The organism is Noviherbaspirillum saxi (assembly GCF_003591035.1).
Classification (GTDB): domain Bacteria; phylum Pseudomonadota; class Gammaproteobacteria; order Burkholderiales; family Burkholderiaceae_D; genus Noviherbaspirillum; species Noviherbaspirillum saxi.
Genome location: NZ_QYUO01000002.1, coordinates 494,101 through 509,735 on the forward strand (window position 1 = coordinate 494,101; position 15,635 = coordinate 509,735).

Annotated in this window: 16 protein-coding genes and 1 riboswitch; of the genes, 6 read left to right on the forward strand and 10 right to left on the reverse strand. The window is 57.6% G+C overall.

Annotated elements, in window-relative coordinates:
• Positions 1-178: 178 nt before the first annotated feature.
• The 3 genes from dapA to D3871_RS18125 form a co-directional block, all read right to left on the reverse strand.
• Complete coding sequence (gene dapA, locus D3871_RS18115; RefSeq protein ID WP_119770495.1) at positions 179-1,051, reverse strand: 4-hydroxy-tetrahydrodipicolinate synthase; 873 nt, start codon at positions 1,049-1,051, stop codon at positions 179-181.
• 281 nt (positions 1,052-1,332) lie between these two features.
• Positions 1,333-3,624, reverse strand: a complete 2,292-nt coding sequence (locus tag D3871_RS18120) for an ATP-dependent DNA helicase (protein WP_119770496.1) — start codon at positions 3,622-3,624, stop codon at positions 1,333-1,335.
• 2 nt (positions 3,625-3,626) lie between these two features.
• Positions 3,627-5,285, reverse strand: coding sequence for a VRR-NUC domain-containing protein (locus tag D3871_RS18125; protein ID WP_233575706.1), 1,659 nt, complete (start codon positions 5,283-5,285; stop codon positions 3,627-3,629).
• Positions 5,286-5,820: 535 nt separating this feature from the next.
• Here D3871_RS18125 and D3871_RS18135 point away from each other — a divergent pair.
• The 3 genes from D3871_RS18135 (at position 5,821) to D3871_RS18140 (ending at position 7,478) form a co-directional block, all read left to right on the forward strand.
• Positions 5,821-6,717, forward strand: a complete 897-nt coding sequence (locus D3871_RS18135) for a LysR family transcriptional regulator (RefSeq protein ID WP_119770498.1) — start codon at positions 5,821-5,823, stop codon at positions 6,715-6,717.
• Positions 6,718-6,932: 215 nt separating this feature from the next.
• Positions 6,933-7,085, forward strand: coding sequence for a hypothetical protein (locus D3871_RS30300; RefSeq protein WP_158597974.1), 153 nt, complete (start codon positions 6,933-6,935; stop codon positions 7,083-7,085).
• A gap of 60 nt (positions 7,086-7,145) precedes the next feature.
• Positions 7,146-7,478 (forward strand): hypothetical protein, encoded by a 333-nt coding sequence (locus tag D3871_RS18140; RefSeq protein WP_119770499.1) that lies wholly within the window; start codon positions 7,146-7,148, stop codon positions 7,476-7,478.
• A 147-nt stretch (positions 7,479-7,625) separates the two neighbouring features.
• On the opposite strand, the gene D3871_RS18145 is transcribed toward D3871_RS18140, so the two are convergent.
• Complete coding sequence (locus D3871_RS18145) at positions 7,626-7,958, reverse strand: hypothetical protein (protein ID WP_233575707.1); 333 nt, start codon at positions 7,956-7,958, stop codon at positions 7,626-7,628.
• Between the two features lie 381 nt (positions 7,959-8,339).
• Here D3871_RS18145 and D3871_RS18150 point away from each other — a divergent pair, with 381 nt between their 5' ends.
• Positions 8,340-9,014, forward strand: a complete 675-nt coding sequence (locus D3871_RS18150; RefSeq protein ID WP_338016864.1) for a tRNA-uridine aminocarboxypropyltransferase — start codon at positions 8,340-8,342, stop codon at positions 9,012-9,014.
• Between the two features lie 138 nt (positions 9,015-9,152).
• Here D3871_RS18150 and D3871_RS18155 read toward each other — a convergent pair whose 3' ends face one another.
• Entirely contained in the window at positions 9,153-9,434 is a 282-nt protein-coding gene (locus D3871_RS18155; RefSeq protein ID WP_119770501.1) for a hypothetical protein, read from the reverse strand.
• A gap of 152 nt (positions 9,435-9,586) precedes the next feature.
• On the opposite strand from D3871_RS18155, the gene D3871_RS18160 reads away from it, so the two are divergent.
• Positions 9,587-9,865, forward strand: a complete 279-nt coding sequence (locus tag D3871_RS18160; RefSeq protein ID WP_119770502.1) for a hypothetical protein — start codon at positions 9,587-9,589, stop codon at positions 9,863-9,865.
• 5 nt (positions 9,866-9,870) lie between these two features.
• Here D3871_RS18160 and D3871_RS18165 read toward each other — a convergent pair whose 3' ends face one another.
• The 4 genes from D3871_RS18165 to D3871_RS18180 all read right to left on the reverse strand — a co-directional run bounded on the left by D3871_RS18165 (position 9,871) and on the right by D3871_RS18180 (position 12,868).
• Positions 9,871-11,535 (reverse strand): MBL fold metallo-hydrolase, encoded by a 1,665-nt coding sequence (locus tag D3871_RS18165; protein ID WP_119770503.1) that lies wholly within the window; start codon positions 11,533-11,535, stop codon positions 9,871-9,873.
• 146 nt (positions 11,536-11,681) lie between these two features.
• The gene (gene upp, locus D3871_RS18170; protein ID WP_119770504.1) at positions 11,682-12,332 is read right to left on the reverse strand and encodes a uracil phosphoribosyltransferase; all 651 of its coding nucleotides are present in this window, start codon (positions 12,330-12,332) and stop codon (positions 11,682-11,684) included.
• Positions 12,333-12,369: 37 nt separating this feature from the next.
• The gene (locus tag D3871_RS18175; protein ID WP_119770505.1) at positions 12,370-12,627 is read right to left on the reverse strand and encodes a cytosine permease; all 258 of its coding nucleotides are present in this window, start codon (positions 12,625-12,627) and stop codon (positions 12,370-12,372) included.
• Positions 12,628-12,697: 70 nt separating this feature from the next.
• Positions 12,698-12,868: a cytosine permease gene (locus tag D3871_RS18180; RefSeq protein WP_119770506.1), complete on the reverse strand. Its 171-nt coding sequence runs from the start codon at positions 12,866-12,868 to the stop codon at positions 12,698-12,700.
• Positions 12,869-13,094: 226 nt separating this feature from the next.
• A riboswitch (cyclic di-GMP riboswitch) is annotated at positions 13,095-13,180 on the forward strand.
• 179 nt (positions 13,181-13,359) lie between these two features.
• On the opposite strand from D3871_RS18180, the gene D3871_RS18185 reads away from it, so the two are divergent.
• Positions 13,360-14,130 carry a lytic transglycosylase domain-containing protein gene (locus tag D3871_RS18185; protein WP_119770507.1) on the forward strand — a complete coding sequence of 257 codons (771 nt, stop codon included), beginning with the start codon at positions 13,360-13,362 and terminating at the stop codon, positions 14,128-14,130.
• Here D3871_RS18185 and D3871_RS18190 read toward each other — a convergent pair.
• Complete coding sequence (locus D3871_RS18190; RefSeq protein WP_233575708.1) at positions 14,114-15,298, reverse strand: YihY/virulence factor BrkB family protein; 1,185 nt, start codon at positions 15,296-15,298, stop codon at positions 14,114-14,116. The two genes, D3871_RS18185 and D3871_RS18190, sit on opposite strands and share 17 nt — an antisense overlap.
• Between the last annotated feature and the right edge of the window lie 337 nt (positions 15,299-15,635).

Sequence of the window (15,635 nt, forward strand, 5' to 3'; positions counted from 1 at the left end):
GCAGATTAACATGACGCGCTGTCGATTAACATTGCGCCGGCGCTCGTCCGCAACCGGCTCGACCCCTTGGTTTGGGCTCGGCATATCATGCACCTGTGCCGCATTAACAGAAGCAGCAAACATGACAGGGCCGAACCGGAATTTATCCGGTAATTAGACGAGCTGCCGAAAAACTATTTTAGGAAAACGCGTTCAAGCGATCCAGTACCTGGGCGATTTCCCGTTTTAGCGCTGCCGACGCCGGCTGCATAGGCGCACGCACGTCGCCGCTGCATAGATTCATCATCTCCAGTGCCGCCTTGAGCGGGCCGGGATTCGGTTCGGCAAACAGGGTTGCAAACAGTGGCGACAAGGCAAACATCAGACGTCGAGCCTCATCGAGCCTGGATTCCGCAATGGCCCGCGCCATGCGCACAAACAGATCGGTCCGAATATGCGCTGCCGCCGCAATCGCGCCCGCGCCGCCCAGACAAAGCGTACTGAAAATCTGACCGTCTTCACCGGCCAGCACGGCAAGGCGCCGGTCGGTAATCAGTTGCAGCGTGAGTGCAGGGTCGCCGCCGCAATCCTTGATCGCTGCAATACGCGGGTGTTCAGCGATGGCGCGTATCGTGGCCAGCGACATCGCAACCCCGGTGCGGTAGGGGATGTTGTAGAGAATCAGCGGCACCGTGGCAGCCTGTGCGAGCGCCATGAAAAATGCAACGATGCCTTCCTGTGACGGCCTAATGTAATACGGCGGCGGCACCAGCACGCCAGCCACCGGACGGGCCTGGATTTCTCTCAGTCTTTCGACCAGCGCCTGCTGATTACTTCCGCCAATGCCCATCACTACCGGGCATTGGGGTACCGCCACGAGCACGGCATCGAGGACGGCAAGCTGTTCACTGTTGCTTAGCGCGGACGCTTCACCGGTCGAGCCGCATACAACCAAACCGGCTGCCCCGTCCTTGTACAGCCTTGCCGCGAGCGAGCCTAATGCGGCAAAGTCGATTTCGCCTTGTTGAAACGGCGTCGCCAGCGCGACCCAGATACCGCTAAATCCATTCATGATGACTCCTGATAATGACCGTCGGGTCACTGTCGGAAGCTGAAGGCAGGTTTATGCAGGGAAGGAATTCAGGCTGGGCATTTACTGTCCTGTCAGCTCACCTGACAGGACAGTACGCCCCGGTCAGATGAGCGACTGTTTCTTCGATTTGCCATTTGCAGCCATGCATGCGCACGCCACGGCAGCAAGGCCGGGGGTAAGCAATGTCGGGGCGGAAATGGCAGGCATAGGGAATTAATGCAAATCGGATGGATCGATTATGCAGAGTCCTGGCGCTTGGGTCAACTTGCGTTCCGGACCTGTGCGTCCAGCCGGGCCGGACTTCCCAGCTTCCACCAGGCGGGCAATAGCCGTCGCACTTCCGGACGTCCGAACCGGTCATCGATCAGATAAACGCATCCCCGATCCGACTGAGTACGGATGACGCGGCCGGCAGCCTGCACGACTTTTTGCAATCCCGGGTAGAGGTAGGCGTAATCGTAGCCGGCGCCGAAGGCGGCTTCCATCCGTTCCCGATGTTCTTCATTGATTGCATTGAACTGCGGCAGACCGAGCGTCGCAATGAATGCGCCGATCAGGCGGTCGCCGGGCAGATCGATGCCTTCAGCGAACGGACCGCCGAGCACGGCAAAGCCGATGCCACAGCCGCCCGGTGCAAAGCGCGCCAGAAAATCGTCGCGCGCGCTTTCATCCATGCGGCGCGATTGTTCCCACACCGGAATTTCTGGATGGTGCGCACGGAACAAGGCGACCACTTTCTCCAGGTAATCGAAGCTGCTGAAGAAGGCCAGATAATTGCCGCGCTGCGCTTCATACTGCCTGCTCATCAGGGCGACGATGGGCCCGAGTGACTGGTCGCGGTGCCGGTATCGCGTCGAGATATGGCTGGCTACATGAACGGACAACTGCTCGGCGCGGAACGGCGACTCGACATCGACATAGGCGGTATCGTCGGGCAGTCCGAGCATGTCGGCATAAAAATGCCAGGGACTGAGCGTCGCCGAGAACAGCACCGCCGACTGCGCTTCGGAAAAGCGTGGCGCAAGAAACCTTGCGGGAACGACGTTGCGTATGCATACCCGCGAACGCAGGCTGCCGTTCTTTTCTTCAATGGTGACGTCGAACAGGGAGTGGGTATCGAACACTTCCAGCAAGCGGGTGAAATGCAACACCTCGAAGTAGAAATCTTGCAGCGCGCTGTCGACATACGCCGGATTCTCTGCAAAAAAAGCCGATACTTCGCTGCTCACCTGCTGCAGGGCGCCGGTGAATTTTGCGGGAGCCTCTGCGTATACCCGATAGGTGCTTTCCTGGGCCTTGTTCAGCGCGCTCCACTGACGGAAAAGTTTGTCCAGACTCTTTCTGAGCACATCTGGCACTGCGCGGCGCACGATCTGCAGCGTCGTTTGGTCTAGTTCGGCGGTGTACATCTTGCGGGCGCGATCGATGAGGTTGTGCGCCTCGTCGGTCAGCACGCTCACGCGCCATTGGTTTGCCGTGGTCAGCCCATACAGTAAAGCGCTGCTGTCGAAGTAGTAGTTGTAATCGCCCACCACCACGTCGCTCCAGCGGACAAGATCCTGACTCAGATAATACGGACAGACCTGGTGTTCCAGCGCGACGGTACGCAAGCTGTTTTTTTCCAACGCCCCGGCAGCGAGCGCCGCTGCGCGCGCCTGCGGCAACCGGTCATAGAATCCCTGCGCCAGCGGACACGATTCGCCATGGCAAGCCTTGTCCGGGTGTTCACATGCTTTGTCGCGTGCCACCAGTTCCAGCACGCGCAAGGGCAGTGCGGCTTGGCTGTTCTTAATCTGTGCCAAGGCACCCAGCGCAAGACTGCGTCCGGACGTTTTTGCCGCGAGGAAGAAGATCTTGTCCAGTTCCTTGCGCGGCGTTGCCTTGAGCAAGGGGAACAGCGTGCCGACCGTCTTGCCGATTCCCGTCGGCGCTTCCGCCGCAAGACAGCGGTCGGTATTTGCGGCGCGGTATACCGCCTCTGCCAGTTGCCGTTGTCCCTGCCGGAATTCGGCATGCGGAAATTGCATTGCGCTCAACGCTTCATCACGGGCGAGGCGATGCGCCATCTCCTGTTCGGACCATGACAGAAAGCATTCGCATTGCTGAATGAAAAACGCTTGCAGCGTCTCAGCCGGATAGCGTTCCTCCAGTATCGTTTCGTGTTTGCTTCCTATTTCAAAATACACCAGCGCCACCGTCACTTCTGGCAGCTGTAGTTTTTCACACAATAACCAGCCATAGATTTTCGCCTGGGCCCAGTGCAGCGAACGATGATTGGCCGGCATGCGGGCGAGGTCGCCACGGTAAGTCTTGATTTCCTCAATGCGGTTCAATGCCGGATCGTAGCCGTCGGCGCGGCCGCGCACCAGCAGGTGCCGGTAGTGCGATGCGAGCAGTACTTCCTTTTGATAATCGGCGGCACGGCGCGCAGTTACCGCGATGTGGCCGGCGATACCTTCCTGTGCCGTCGGCGCCGGCGTGAATCGCAGATCGAGATCGCCGCACTTTGCGGTGAACTCGGCCAGTGCGCGCACTGCAATCCGGTATTCCATGCTCAGGCCGCTTCCTGCAACCACTGCACATAGCACACACCGACGGGGATATCGTGGGCTGCGCAGTAATCCAGCCAGCGGATCTGATTGTCTTGCAGGCGATCGTTCGGCGCCTTTACCTCGATCATCCGGTAGCGCTTTTCGTGCGGCCAGAACTGGATCAGGTCCGGGAAACCGGTGCAATTGGAGCGCACATCGGCCAGCATCCGCATAAAAAGCTTTTTCAGGTGAGTTGCCGGAATGCAGTGCAGCGCGAGCTCAAGCAATTCCTCGCTCAGATACTGCCATGCCACGAAGGGCGACACGGTATGGGTCTTGTCCGCAAAATTGCGCCGGATCGTCGCGATGTACTCCGATGAATCCAGCTGCGCCAGACAGTCGTGGAATTCCTGCTCGCGCCGGCGGTGGAAGTCGGCGCTGCGCAGGTCGGCCGGACCGCTTTGAAACGGGTGAAAGAATGCACCCGGCACCGGCGCGAAGATGGCGCTCCAGCACAGCAAGCCGAACAGCGAATTGATCAAGGTGTTTTCCACATAAAACAGCGGCGCGTCTTGCGTGGCGAGATGCGCGGCCACCAGCTGTTCGACGCAATACCATTCGATCGGCTCCGGCAGATCGAGATCCACGCGCGTGACCGCAGGAGTAAAGCGTCTGGCAGACAGCGGCATGCCAAGCCTGCGCTGCAAACGCGGCAGCATGCGTTCGATCTGCTGCTGTTCCGCTTCGCTCTCCGGGTTCAGATCTGCAGCCATGGCCAATGCATGGGCCGCGGAAGTGTTGCCGCAACGTTCCAGCATGCGGATCGCGCGCACCCTTGCGCCGGGATAGCCGCAGCCGGAATACAGCGCCAGCGCGTCGCGCAGCAATCCGGTGCGCTCAAGTTGCTGCGCCAGCTTGAAAACGAGTCTGGCGCGCCGGACTTCGAGCCAGTCGTTATCGGAAATGATGGTTGGAAGTTCTTTCAGGATTTCGCCAGTCGCTTCTCCGTTTTCAAAACGCTCGCCGAGCCTGTAGAGTTGCAAGTACCGGTCGACGTCTTCGCGGGTGCGCAATCCGTGCGAGGCGGCCGACAGCTCCACCGTCTCGTATTTGAAAATGCCGAGATCCGATAACACGAATTCGGACCAATCCTGCCGGCAGTTGCCAAAGAACAGAAGCTTGACCCGTTCGCACAAGGGCTGGATCAAGACTTCGCAAACGCCGTCCTCCGATGTCGGATGCCATTCGTCAAAGCTGCGGGTGCCATCGAAGCGCGTACGCAAGGCATCGAGCAGTTCCGCCTTTTTCGCTGCAGCCCCGCCCGGTGCAGGACCGAACGCGGCAATGAGTTCCGCCTTTGTCAACAAACCGGCCAGCTGATCCAGCGACAGCTGCGGCCGCGCGTCGACCAGTCCATGCTGAACCAGTGCATGCAAGGCCTCCCGCGCGCAGCCGATTTCATCATAGGCCAGCTTGCTGATTCGGAAGAAAGGTCCCTTGCGCATGATCATGCGTACCAGCAGCGCACGGGACGGGCGCGGTAACGCGTTCACGCATGCGATGAGCTGTTCTTCGGCATCGTTGATCAGATGGCGGTAACGCGTGCACACCCAGTCGAGAACCGTGTCGAAGTTCTTGAGATAGTAGAAAGGGTTTTCCAGGGTTGGCGGCATCTTGATCATCGATCCGGACGCAATGCTTTGGCATATGCCGCCGGAGCCCTATGGTTCATTTTCCGTAGCGGAAAATCCAATACTGTATGAAAACTCAGTATATGGCCCAAAGGCGGATGCGGCAATGGCTGCGAGTAAATTGCCGCAACCGGGTGCACGGATCGATTGCCGGATTGCTATGTCCCAGAGGGTAGGCCCAAAGTGTGATGCTGACCCGGGCATGAATGTTTGCCACTGCTCGTGCGGCCTTTGACGGCTGCCCTCGGTTTCGACGCACAATGGTCAGGCGTCTGATCGGCCGTCTGCAGCAAATAAGGAATCTCGCTTGCGCCTATGCCGAGGTCATTCAGCTCCTGCGAACTCATGCCGCGCAATTCCTGCTCATGCCGCGTCGACGGGCCGGATAACTGCCTCTTCAACAAAGCCATTAAATTAAGCAATCTGACCATCATCGTCACACCTCGCAATTGTCCTGGCCTCATCATGGCAAGAGATGCTATATTGGTAAAGTTGAAATTCCTGATCACTTTTATCAGTTTTTCTGATGCGCGAACTTAACCTGGACCAGTTGCGTACCCTCGTAACGATTGTCGACCTCGGCACCTTTTCAGCTGCGGCCAATGCTCTGCATCTGGCGCAGCCGACGGTCAGTCTTCATATCAGCGAACTGGAAGCCAGGCTCGGCGTTTCGATCGTGATTCGCGGCGGCCGCAGAGTGTTGCCTACGGCAACCGGAGCTGTGCTGGTCGAGCGGGCGCGACGTCTGTTGCGCGATGCCGACGATACGCTTGACGCGATCAAGCGGCATGTCGAAGGGCGCATCGGAAGGGTACGGCTCGGTACTTCAACAGGCGTCGTGGTGAATCTTCTTCCGCGTGTGTTGAAGGAAATGGAGCGGGCTTTCCCGGAGATCGATGTCGAAGTCAACATCCTGGGATCCTCCGAAACCATGACACGTCTTGCGCAAGGCACGCTCGATATTGGTCTGGTCGCAACGCCGCTGCCCGCGCCGCGCGAACTGGTTGTTACGCACTGGCGAAGTGATCCCATGGTTGCTTATTTGCCTGCGGATTGGACAGCGCCAAAAAAAATATCGCCGCAATGGCTGGCCGACAAGCCGCTGATCTTCAACGACTCGACCACGCAGATGTACCGGATCACGATGGAGTGGTTTGCTGCTGCCGGCATCAACCCGCGTGCGCGCATAGAACTGAATTTTACGGAAGCGATGAAGAGTCTGGTTGCCGCAGGCTATGGGACCGCGATCCTGCCGCTAGAACATACCGCAAAGGTCGAACTCAGCAGGGTGTCCGGCGTGAAGATCGTTCCGCTCGCGCCGACCTTGCTGCGGCATACCAGCGTGGCACACCGTACGCCGTTTGCAACCGCGGGGGCGATCCAGAATGTCTTGAAAACTATTTCATTGTTTCGGCAACTGTGATCGGTTCACGAGCAATGCGTTAAATCGTCTTGCAGTCGGTAATCACCGGCAAATGCGGAGTGGACAGAACGCCAGCGAGAGATGCCGGCTATCATAGCGAGACTGTGTTAACACGCAAGCGCTCCATAAATATTCAAGACAGTAGGGCAGGCTGCGTGGGACCTTGCTGCTGCGCGGGTTGCGGTAGCGCGTTGACAGGTTGTAGTGCCGGACGCATGGATCCGGCACAACAGATGGTGCGAACTACTTCTTACTTGCTGCCGCTGCCGGAAGTTCCCGCGCCAGAAGAGCCGGAGCCGCGTGAAGAGTCAGACCCGGACATGCCCGACGGTGCGCTACTGCTGGGCGAACTGCCCGATGTGCCGTAGGAACCCGAAGTACCGGACGAACCACCGCTACTCTTACCCGAGGAACCGGAAGAGCCTGACGTGCCGGACGAACCGCCGCTGCTCATGCCTGAAGAACCCGATGTACCGCTGCGGGAAGATCCGCTGCTATCGGAACTGCTGCCGCTGGTTCCGGCATCTTTATCTTTGTCCTTATCTTTTTTCTTGCTCGAGCTTTTTCCGCTGGATGAGCCTGACGTACCGCTTGCATCCGATGCGCCGGACGGGCTGGCGGCGCTGCTCGTTCCGGTGCTGCCGGCCGAACCGGAAGTGCCGCCGGTCGATGAGGTTTGCGCCACAGCTACACCAGTGCCCAATGCCGATACAAGAATTGCGATCAAAAGCTTGTTCATGAACTTCCTCCATCCTGATTAAAGTGACTTAGTGCGAGGGAAATAAATGGTATTGATTTCCCATGCTGTCCATGCGTGTGCAGGATGTGGTTAGAAGCGCAGCAGGTTGGAAGTTCATGATCGATTTTGTATCAAAACGTGTCGCTTCCCTGAGGGTATCTTTGCAAGCCTACCGATAAGCGCCTGGAGTAGCGCGAACAAAGGACAGCCTGAGCGTTGCGCGCCGATCTCCTAAGATGCGGCGCAACTCGTCCACGCTCGTGCCGGTACTCTCGGATATTCCTAACAGCATTGATGCACCAAGCGGAACATGTCCCGCACGTATGTTTGAAATAACCGGTTTTGCGATGAGCAATTTGCGCGACAAGGCCTTGTCGTTGTCAATGCCAAGGCGCTCTTTCACCGTATCCAGCAAGCGGTTCGGATCATAGATGCGGGAAAACGTATTTGAATTCATAAGCCAATAAAGAGTAAAGGTCGTCAAGTTACGTTTGACAACCATGTGTGATTAATATGCAAAGCTTACTCATGTAAGCACAGGGAATGGATCAAGAAATATCGAGGCATTTCATCGACTATTCAAGATGAACCTCCTAAAAAATCTGTCTGGACAAAGGCTTTAGTGAAGATAAGAAAAATTTGGTTCGCGAAATTCTTCTGCAAATTACATGCCTTTTATAGAGCATAGGTTCTGCGCTACCATGGGTAGAATAAAATTCCTCAATGCAATGCTTGCACAAAAAAGACGCAAGGCACTTAATGTATAAGTCAGGATGGTGCGCATCCTTTTCACGCCGGCAATGCATCCGCATCTTTCGATCCTTATCGCATACAATGCGCATCCCGCTCTGATGCGATTTTTTATTGAACTCTGTCACTCATGATGCAGCAGGACACCCTCCGCCGACTATCTTGCTCAAGCTGTCTCCGTCCGCAGACAGCTTGTATCTGCCGATGGATTGTTCCAACCTGTTCGGTTGTCGAAGTCTTGATCCTGCAGCATCCGATGGAAAACCGCGAGGCCAAGGGCAGCGCGCGTCTATTGCATCTCAGCCTGCATGGAAGCAAGTTGGTCGTCGGTGAATCGTTTTCGGAGCAGGAATTGCACGCGTTGCTTTATCAGCCATTGGTCGCGCACCAGAAAAACAGCGCTACACAGACAACGTGCGCAAGACAGCCTTTGCTGCTGTATCCGGAAAGCACTACGAGGCAGCCAGTGGCAAAAAGTGTGGTCGCGCCAGCTGATCCGCGGCACGTGCGACTTGTCGTACTCGATGGGACTTGGCGCAAGAGCCGCAAGCTTCTGCATATGCATCCCTTGCTGCAGGCCTTACCGCGTCTGTCGCTCATCGATGCGCCGCCTACACAATATCGCATCCGCAAAGCTCATGCGCCAGATCAGTTATCGACGCTGGAAGCAAGCTGTCATGCGCTCGCGCAGCTTGAAAGCGATAGCAGGAAATATCTTCCATTGCTGCAAGCGTTCGACGGCTTTGTGTCCGACCAACTGCGCTATCGTCCGTCTTCATCAACTTGCTCAGGCACCGCGCAGGAATAACTTGGACAATTCTGCTGGCCGTAGCGGGCGCGCTGCGGCGTTGCTCGTCGTCGCCATAGCTCGCTATGACTCCTCCTCTCGCCTTGCAGCGCATCCCGCGACGTCCGCCAAATTGCACAACTTATTCCTGCGCGGCGCCTAACTGGACAAGCGTCCTTTGCCCAGTACATGCATCAATGCATCCTTGCCGTGCAGGCGCAATTGCCGTTCCAGTTGCTCGCGCGCCCTATGCTCCGTACCCTGCGGACCGCTGGTGATCCGCTTGCCGGATGAACGTTCGGTCACGGCCCAGCCGCCGCGATTATCGTATAGCCACGCATGCAGGATGAACTGCAATTCTTCGAAGTCTGGTACAACGATTGCCTCTCCCAGCAATTCCTGGGCTTGACCGAATTCATTTTGAATCAGGAATTTTTCCATAGCATGCTTCTCTCTCTGAAGGGCTAAAAATGGATCAAGCTCAAGGCATTGGCTATGTACGCCCGGCAAGCAAGAACAAAAAGAAAGATACCGGGTCATAAGGATATAAGCACTGCAACGATTGAAGTATGACATGCCAAGGAGGAGCTGCAATGGATCTCTACACAAGGGTACCGACGACGGGCCGCACATCCCGTCTATTGAAAAATAAGGGCCTGTTGGTGGGAATAGCAGGCGGCATTGCCGCAATCACATGGCTGGCGTTAGGGCGTAGCGAACATAGGGACCGGCGTTATGCGGACCGGAGTGAGGAACGACGCAATCCCTGGCATTTTTTCCTGGCCGGTACCTATCCGCGCCGCAGGGCGATCGACCGGTCGCCTAACCGGCCGCTGTTTGAGCGGCGCCAGTCAGCCTACGACTCCTATTGAGGGCTCTAAAGCAGGCTCCACCGGCTTTCGGATTGCATCGCGCGTCCTTCGGCTTCCAGCTTGTGCAGATGTGCTAGCAGCGAACGCGCCGCCATCGCATGTCGCTGCTGTGGCACGTCGTCATAAGCGAAGGGCAGCAATTCTTCGATGCTTGCCGCTTTGCCTCGTCGCAACGCATCGACTATCTTTTGTTCACGCGCCAGACGGTGCGCAACGATGCGGTCAATCACCGCATGCGGCTTGTCCATCAAAAATCCATGGCCGGGCGCGAAGTATTCGACATCCAGTTGCTTCAACTGTTGCAGCGATGCCAGATAGGCACGCATGTCGCCGTCCGGCGGATTGATCACAACAGTTGAACCCTGCATGATGTGATCGCCGGTCAGCAGAATGCGTTCTTCTTCCAGCAAATAGCACAAGTGGTTCGATGCATGGCCGGGCGTATGAATGACGCGCAATGTGCATCCGCCGATGGCGACGCGTTGGTTGTGTTCCAGCGTGATGTCGGGCTTGAAACCCTGCTCCTGATTGCCCGCTGCGGGCGCGGGCAATCCGAGCACCTGCGCGCCGGTTCTGGCCTTGAGTAACGCGGCGCCAGGCGAATGATCGATATGGGTATGGGTGGTGAGAATCCATCGTATCGGCGCGTCTGCATGCGCGAGCAGTTGTTCGATGTGCGCAGCATCGGCCGGTCCCGGATCGACAACTGCGAGTCCTTCGCGCGTGCCGACCAGATAGCTGTTGGTGCCGGGTCCGGTCATGAAGCCCGGATTGGGAGCGGTCACGCGCCGCAGATGTTCGGAAAGAACAGTGACAGTGCCGGGAACGATATGACTCAACGTACGTCCATGCCCGTTCGGATCGAGCTTGCCCACTTCGGCATACGCATGATCGGCCGGCAGCAACACCCGCCGGCCCGCAGGTCCGGTCGATACGCGTGGCAGGTGGACAGCGATCGTGCGAGGCGTTGAGGCATGCGCCATCAATGACGCGGTGTCGTCGAAGCGCGCCAGTTCTTCCAGCGTGCGGATGGTCGCAAACATCATGTCGAGTTCGCCGGCGCGCTGGCGTTCAAGTGCATCGCCGGGGCGCATCCATGCATGGCCTATGGTTTCGGCATTGTCATGCGAGCCCGTCTGTCCATTCGGCGCGATGGCGACAAAGAAGCGGGTGTCGAATCGGCGCGGCGCGCCGACCGGTGTTACCCAATGGGCAAAGTAACGCAACTGGTCGAATGCCGGCCGCAGTTGCAGGTGCTCGCACATGTCCGCGAACGCAAATTCGCCGGACGCCACCCGGGTGCGTAAGACATCCAGTTCTGCCGGGGCTCCATACCGGCTGGTATCGGCGATATTGCCATCGGCATCATACGCGAGCAGCAAGCCGGCTTCTTCGAAACACTCGCGTATCGCAGCGACCCAGAAGGCCAGTCCGCCATCGTCGAGTCCAAGGATGCGGCTTGCCTGCGGATCGTTGAATTCACCCGCGCGCAGTGCAAAAAAGGATGCGGCGTCGGCGGCATCGAGCGCGCCACCGGGAAACACATACCCGCCGGGCACAAACGCGGCCTGATGCGTGCGTTGCATCAAAAATACTTCCAGTCCGTTACGGGTATCGCGCGCCAGAATGAGCGTTGCGGCAGGACGTGGTATGAGCGGCAGTTCGGCCATCGATTCGCCTTTGCAGGGTAATTGTCAACAGGATCGATTGTAGAGCTGGACTGATCTTGCTGCACGGTATGCGCATGCAAATGAGGATGAACGAATTGCAAGTGGCCGCCTGCAAAAAACTACTTTCCGTTTTGAAAACGAGAGGCCTATTTGGTGCCGAACAGCCGGTCTCCCGCATCGCCCAGGCCGGGAACGATGTAGGCGTGATCGTTCAGGTGCGAATCCAGCGAAGCGACATAGACTTGCACGTCCGGATGTGCTTTCTGGAATACATCGATGCCTTCCGGCGCCGCCACCAGCGCCATGAAAACAATCTGTTCACCGGTAACCTGGCGTTTCTTCAGCACGTCCACCGCATGCACGGCGGAATTGCCGGTGGCAAGCATGGGGTCGCACAGGATGAAAGTGCGTTCCGCAAGATCCGGCAGGCGCACCAGATATTCGACCGGCCGGTGCGTATCCGGGTCGCGGTAGACCCCGATGTGGCCGACGCGTGCGCTCGGGATCAGTTCCAGCAAGCCGTCGCTCATGCCGATGCCGGCGCGCAGTACCGGCACCACCACCAGCTTCTTGCCGGCGATGATGGGCGCATCGATTGTCTGCAAGGGTGTCTCGACGCGGATGGTCGTCAGCGGCAGGTTGCGCGTGATTTCATAGCCCATCAGCAGCGTGATTTCGCGCAGAAGTTCGCGGAATGTGCGTGTCGATGTCTCGCGATCGCGCATATGCGTGAGCTTGTGCTGGATCAGTGGATGATTGAGGATGTACAGGTTGGGAAAGCGCGGGTCTTTGATCATGTCGGTTCCGTTTGGTGGGCAGAGATATCGGTCGGCTTCAATCGCGTGCGCGCGGCATCAGTAGCGCATACAGGACGGCGGAAATGGCCAGACCGACGAACCATGCATAGGTATAGAGTACTTCGAATACCGGCAGTGTGGCCGGGATAAATCCGGCAGCCTTGAGAAAGCCGGGAAGATTGGGCAATACGCCAAGTACGAGCGCAATCACCGCACGCAGGTTCCAGCCATTGCTGTAGGCGTACTCGCCCGTTTCAGAATACAGTGCTGCATGGTTCAGGCGCCTTCCACGAATTGCGAAGGCGCTGACAGCATAGGGCCGAAGCCGCCGGCCTTGCTGTAAAGACGGTAAGGACCGCCTGCCACTAGTTCATCCCTTCACTCATCAGACCCGAGGCCAGCATGTAAGCCGGTACTGACACCGTCATCGATACCCACAGCGCGGCATAATGTGTCGCCGTCCAGGTACGTTGCGCATCGGTGCTTCGCGCCAGATCCTCGTTCCAGAGTGGATTATCGTTGTTATGGTATGACATTCCTGCTCCTGCAAATGGACAATGGCAGCCATCTTAATGGTTTTTTGTCATGCCGATATGGCAATGTCGACGCGCACGCTTTCGCCTCAGGGCCTGCTGCATCAGCGCTGCGCGTCGCCTGCAGTCCTCAAGACTAGAAGGCGACAGCATCCGTTGCCAATGTCCAATAGCGATTTTTAATTTCCACCTGGAAAGCAAAAAAAGCTATCCTGAGTGCGACAGTTCCATCCGATATTGGCAAACCCGCTGAAAAGCGGGGACGCAAAGCTACTGGTCTAAAGGCGCCTCGCCCATGACAGCAGGGCTGCATGCAATGAATGGCAAGCGACATGCTGTCCAGCCAGGACAGTTTTTCTCTGCGCGATCATTCAACAGCATCACGTTCCTTCGCCCGTCATTCGCGTCCCTGTCATTTACGACCTGCTTTCCGCAGCCAATGTCGAGATCCATGTCGCATGCCGCGGCATTCATAGCTTTGACTGGGAGGACGCATGTCTGCTGAACAATTACGCTATCAGGGTGGAACAGGAGCCAAATCGATTTTCGCGCCGGCGCGCGCGTTTCATTCAAACCTCCATCCTTTGCTGGCGGCGGTCGCTTTCAGCGGATTGCTTACCGGATGCGCGGGCATGCTGCCATTTGACGGATCGGCGCCTGCGGCGCCGGAAGCGTCGGCATATCCGACGCCGCATTCGATCGGCGCGCGGCATATTCTTGCGGAATGGGGTACGTTCGGAATCGATCAGAGGCGTTACGGGCCGGGACAAAAGCGAAGCGCGCGGCACGCGCCGATGCTGGATGCAATTCCCGACTATAGCGCGACGATTCAGGAAATCATGGCCAATGCGGTGTGCCGTTCATGCGACGAGAAGCCCTATCACCGTCTGGTATTGTCCGCATCCGACCGGCACGGGGTGCCGGCCAGCCTGATACATGCGGTGATCCAGAAGGAATCCAATTACAACCCATCGGCCATGTCACATAAACAGGCGCGCGGATTGATGCAGGTGACACCCGGTACCGCGAGATTCGTCGGCGTCGGCAAGCACGACAATCTGTATGATCCGCAAATCAATATCAACGCCGGCACCGCTTACCTCAAGTATTTGATGCAGAACCATGCGACCTTCGACCAGGTATTGGCTGCCTACAATTCAGGGCCGGGCAATGTCCGCAAATACAAGGGCGTGCCGCCGTTCCTCGAAACCCAGCGCTATGTCAAGGACGTGAAACGTTTTTACTTCGTCACCGCGAAGGAGTAAGTCCAGGTTGCGGCCGCACTCCCGCCTGGGCTCCCGGTGCGGCCGCAGTCGCATCAGGAGTTTGCGAGCGGCTGCCGATCTTCATTGCATACTCGTGGGTGAACAGCGACCCGTAAAAGAAGATCTGCGCCGAGTAATAAATCCAGGTGATCAGCACGACGACCGACCCTGCTGCGCCGTAGGAAGAACTGATGTCGGCGTTGGCAACGTAAAGCCCGATCAGAAACTTGCCGACGATGAACAAAATCGCGGTAATGACCGCGCCGACGAAGACGTCCTTCCATGCAATCTTGGTGGCTGGCAGGTATTTGAAAATCGTCGCAAACAAGGCGGTTACCACGGCAAACGATACGATATGAGTGACGACCATCGCGATTCCCTTCAGCACCGCACCGGTGTCGCCGCCGCCCCAGATACCTTCCATCGCCGCCAGCGCCGTGCTGACTGCCAGTGTCGTCAGCAGCATCAGCACCAGCACCAGAATCAGGCCGAAGGAAAGTATGCGTTCGCGGATAAAGCTCCAGATGCCGGATTCCTTGGATGGCGGCACCTCCCACAGTTCGTCAAGGCTATCCTTTAATTCCGAAAACGCGCTGGTCGCGCTGATGAGGACCAGCACGATCGATACCATTCCGGCCACCAGTCCCCCAGACTCCTGACGCGCTCCGCCCAATATGGTTTTCACTGCATCGGCGCCTTGCTGTCCCATCAAGCCGGACAACTGCTCGACAAGGTTCGCACGTACCGTGTCTTCTCCAAAGAAGAACCCGGCGATCGTCACTACCAGCAGGAGCATGGGTGCCAGCGAAAACAGCGTATATAGTGCAAGCGCCGCGCCCTTGCTTGCGGCGCGATGGGCCGACCACTCCTTGGCGGCCGAGATTGCGATATGGAACAAGGCTTTTGGCTTGGACTCGTGTCGCAGCCGTTCGCCTTGTTCCTGTTGTTGTTTGGCTTTGAGTTCTTGCGGCGCAAGCTCGCGACGCACGCCTTGATCGGGCAGCGGTCGCATCCGGCGGCTATCCAGTGCCGTTGCGGCGTAAGATTGCTGTGTCACTTGGCGTCGCTGCACCTGTCGGCGGACCTGCCAGATGGACAGAGCGGCGACCGCGATCTGCAGCACGCCATTGATGAACCGCTCTTTATCGAAATGATCCGGAGTACGCATGAAAGCTTCCTCTGTCAGTGGCTGCCAGATATTGACGTTTTACCATGCTTCTACAGCGATATGAGTAGACCGCATGTAACTTTGTTCCGGCGCAGTACCGACCCGAATTGACCGGGGGCACGGCATCATTCCTGCGTGCGTAAGGTTTCGCTTCAGGAGTTGCGTACGGAAAAAGGATGGAGGATGGATATGGCCGATGCGGGCGGCATGGCCATATCAGGAGAAAAAGTAGGAGTCTCGGACGGCATGTCAGCCGCCCGCGAAATGACCAAAACTAGACTAGCGGTGAGAGTAAGGAAAGGCTCACCCCCGCACCGGATATCGATGCGGGAGGTGA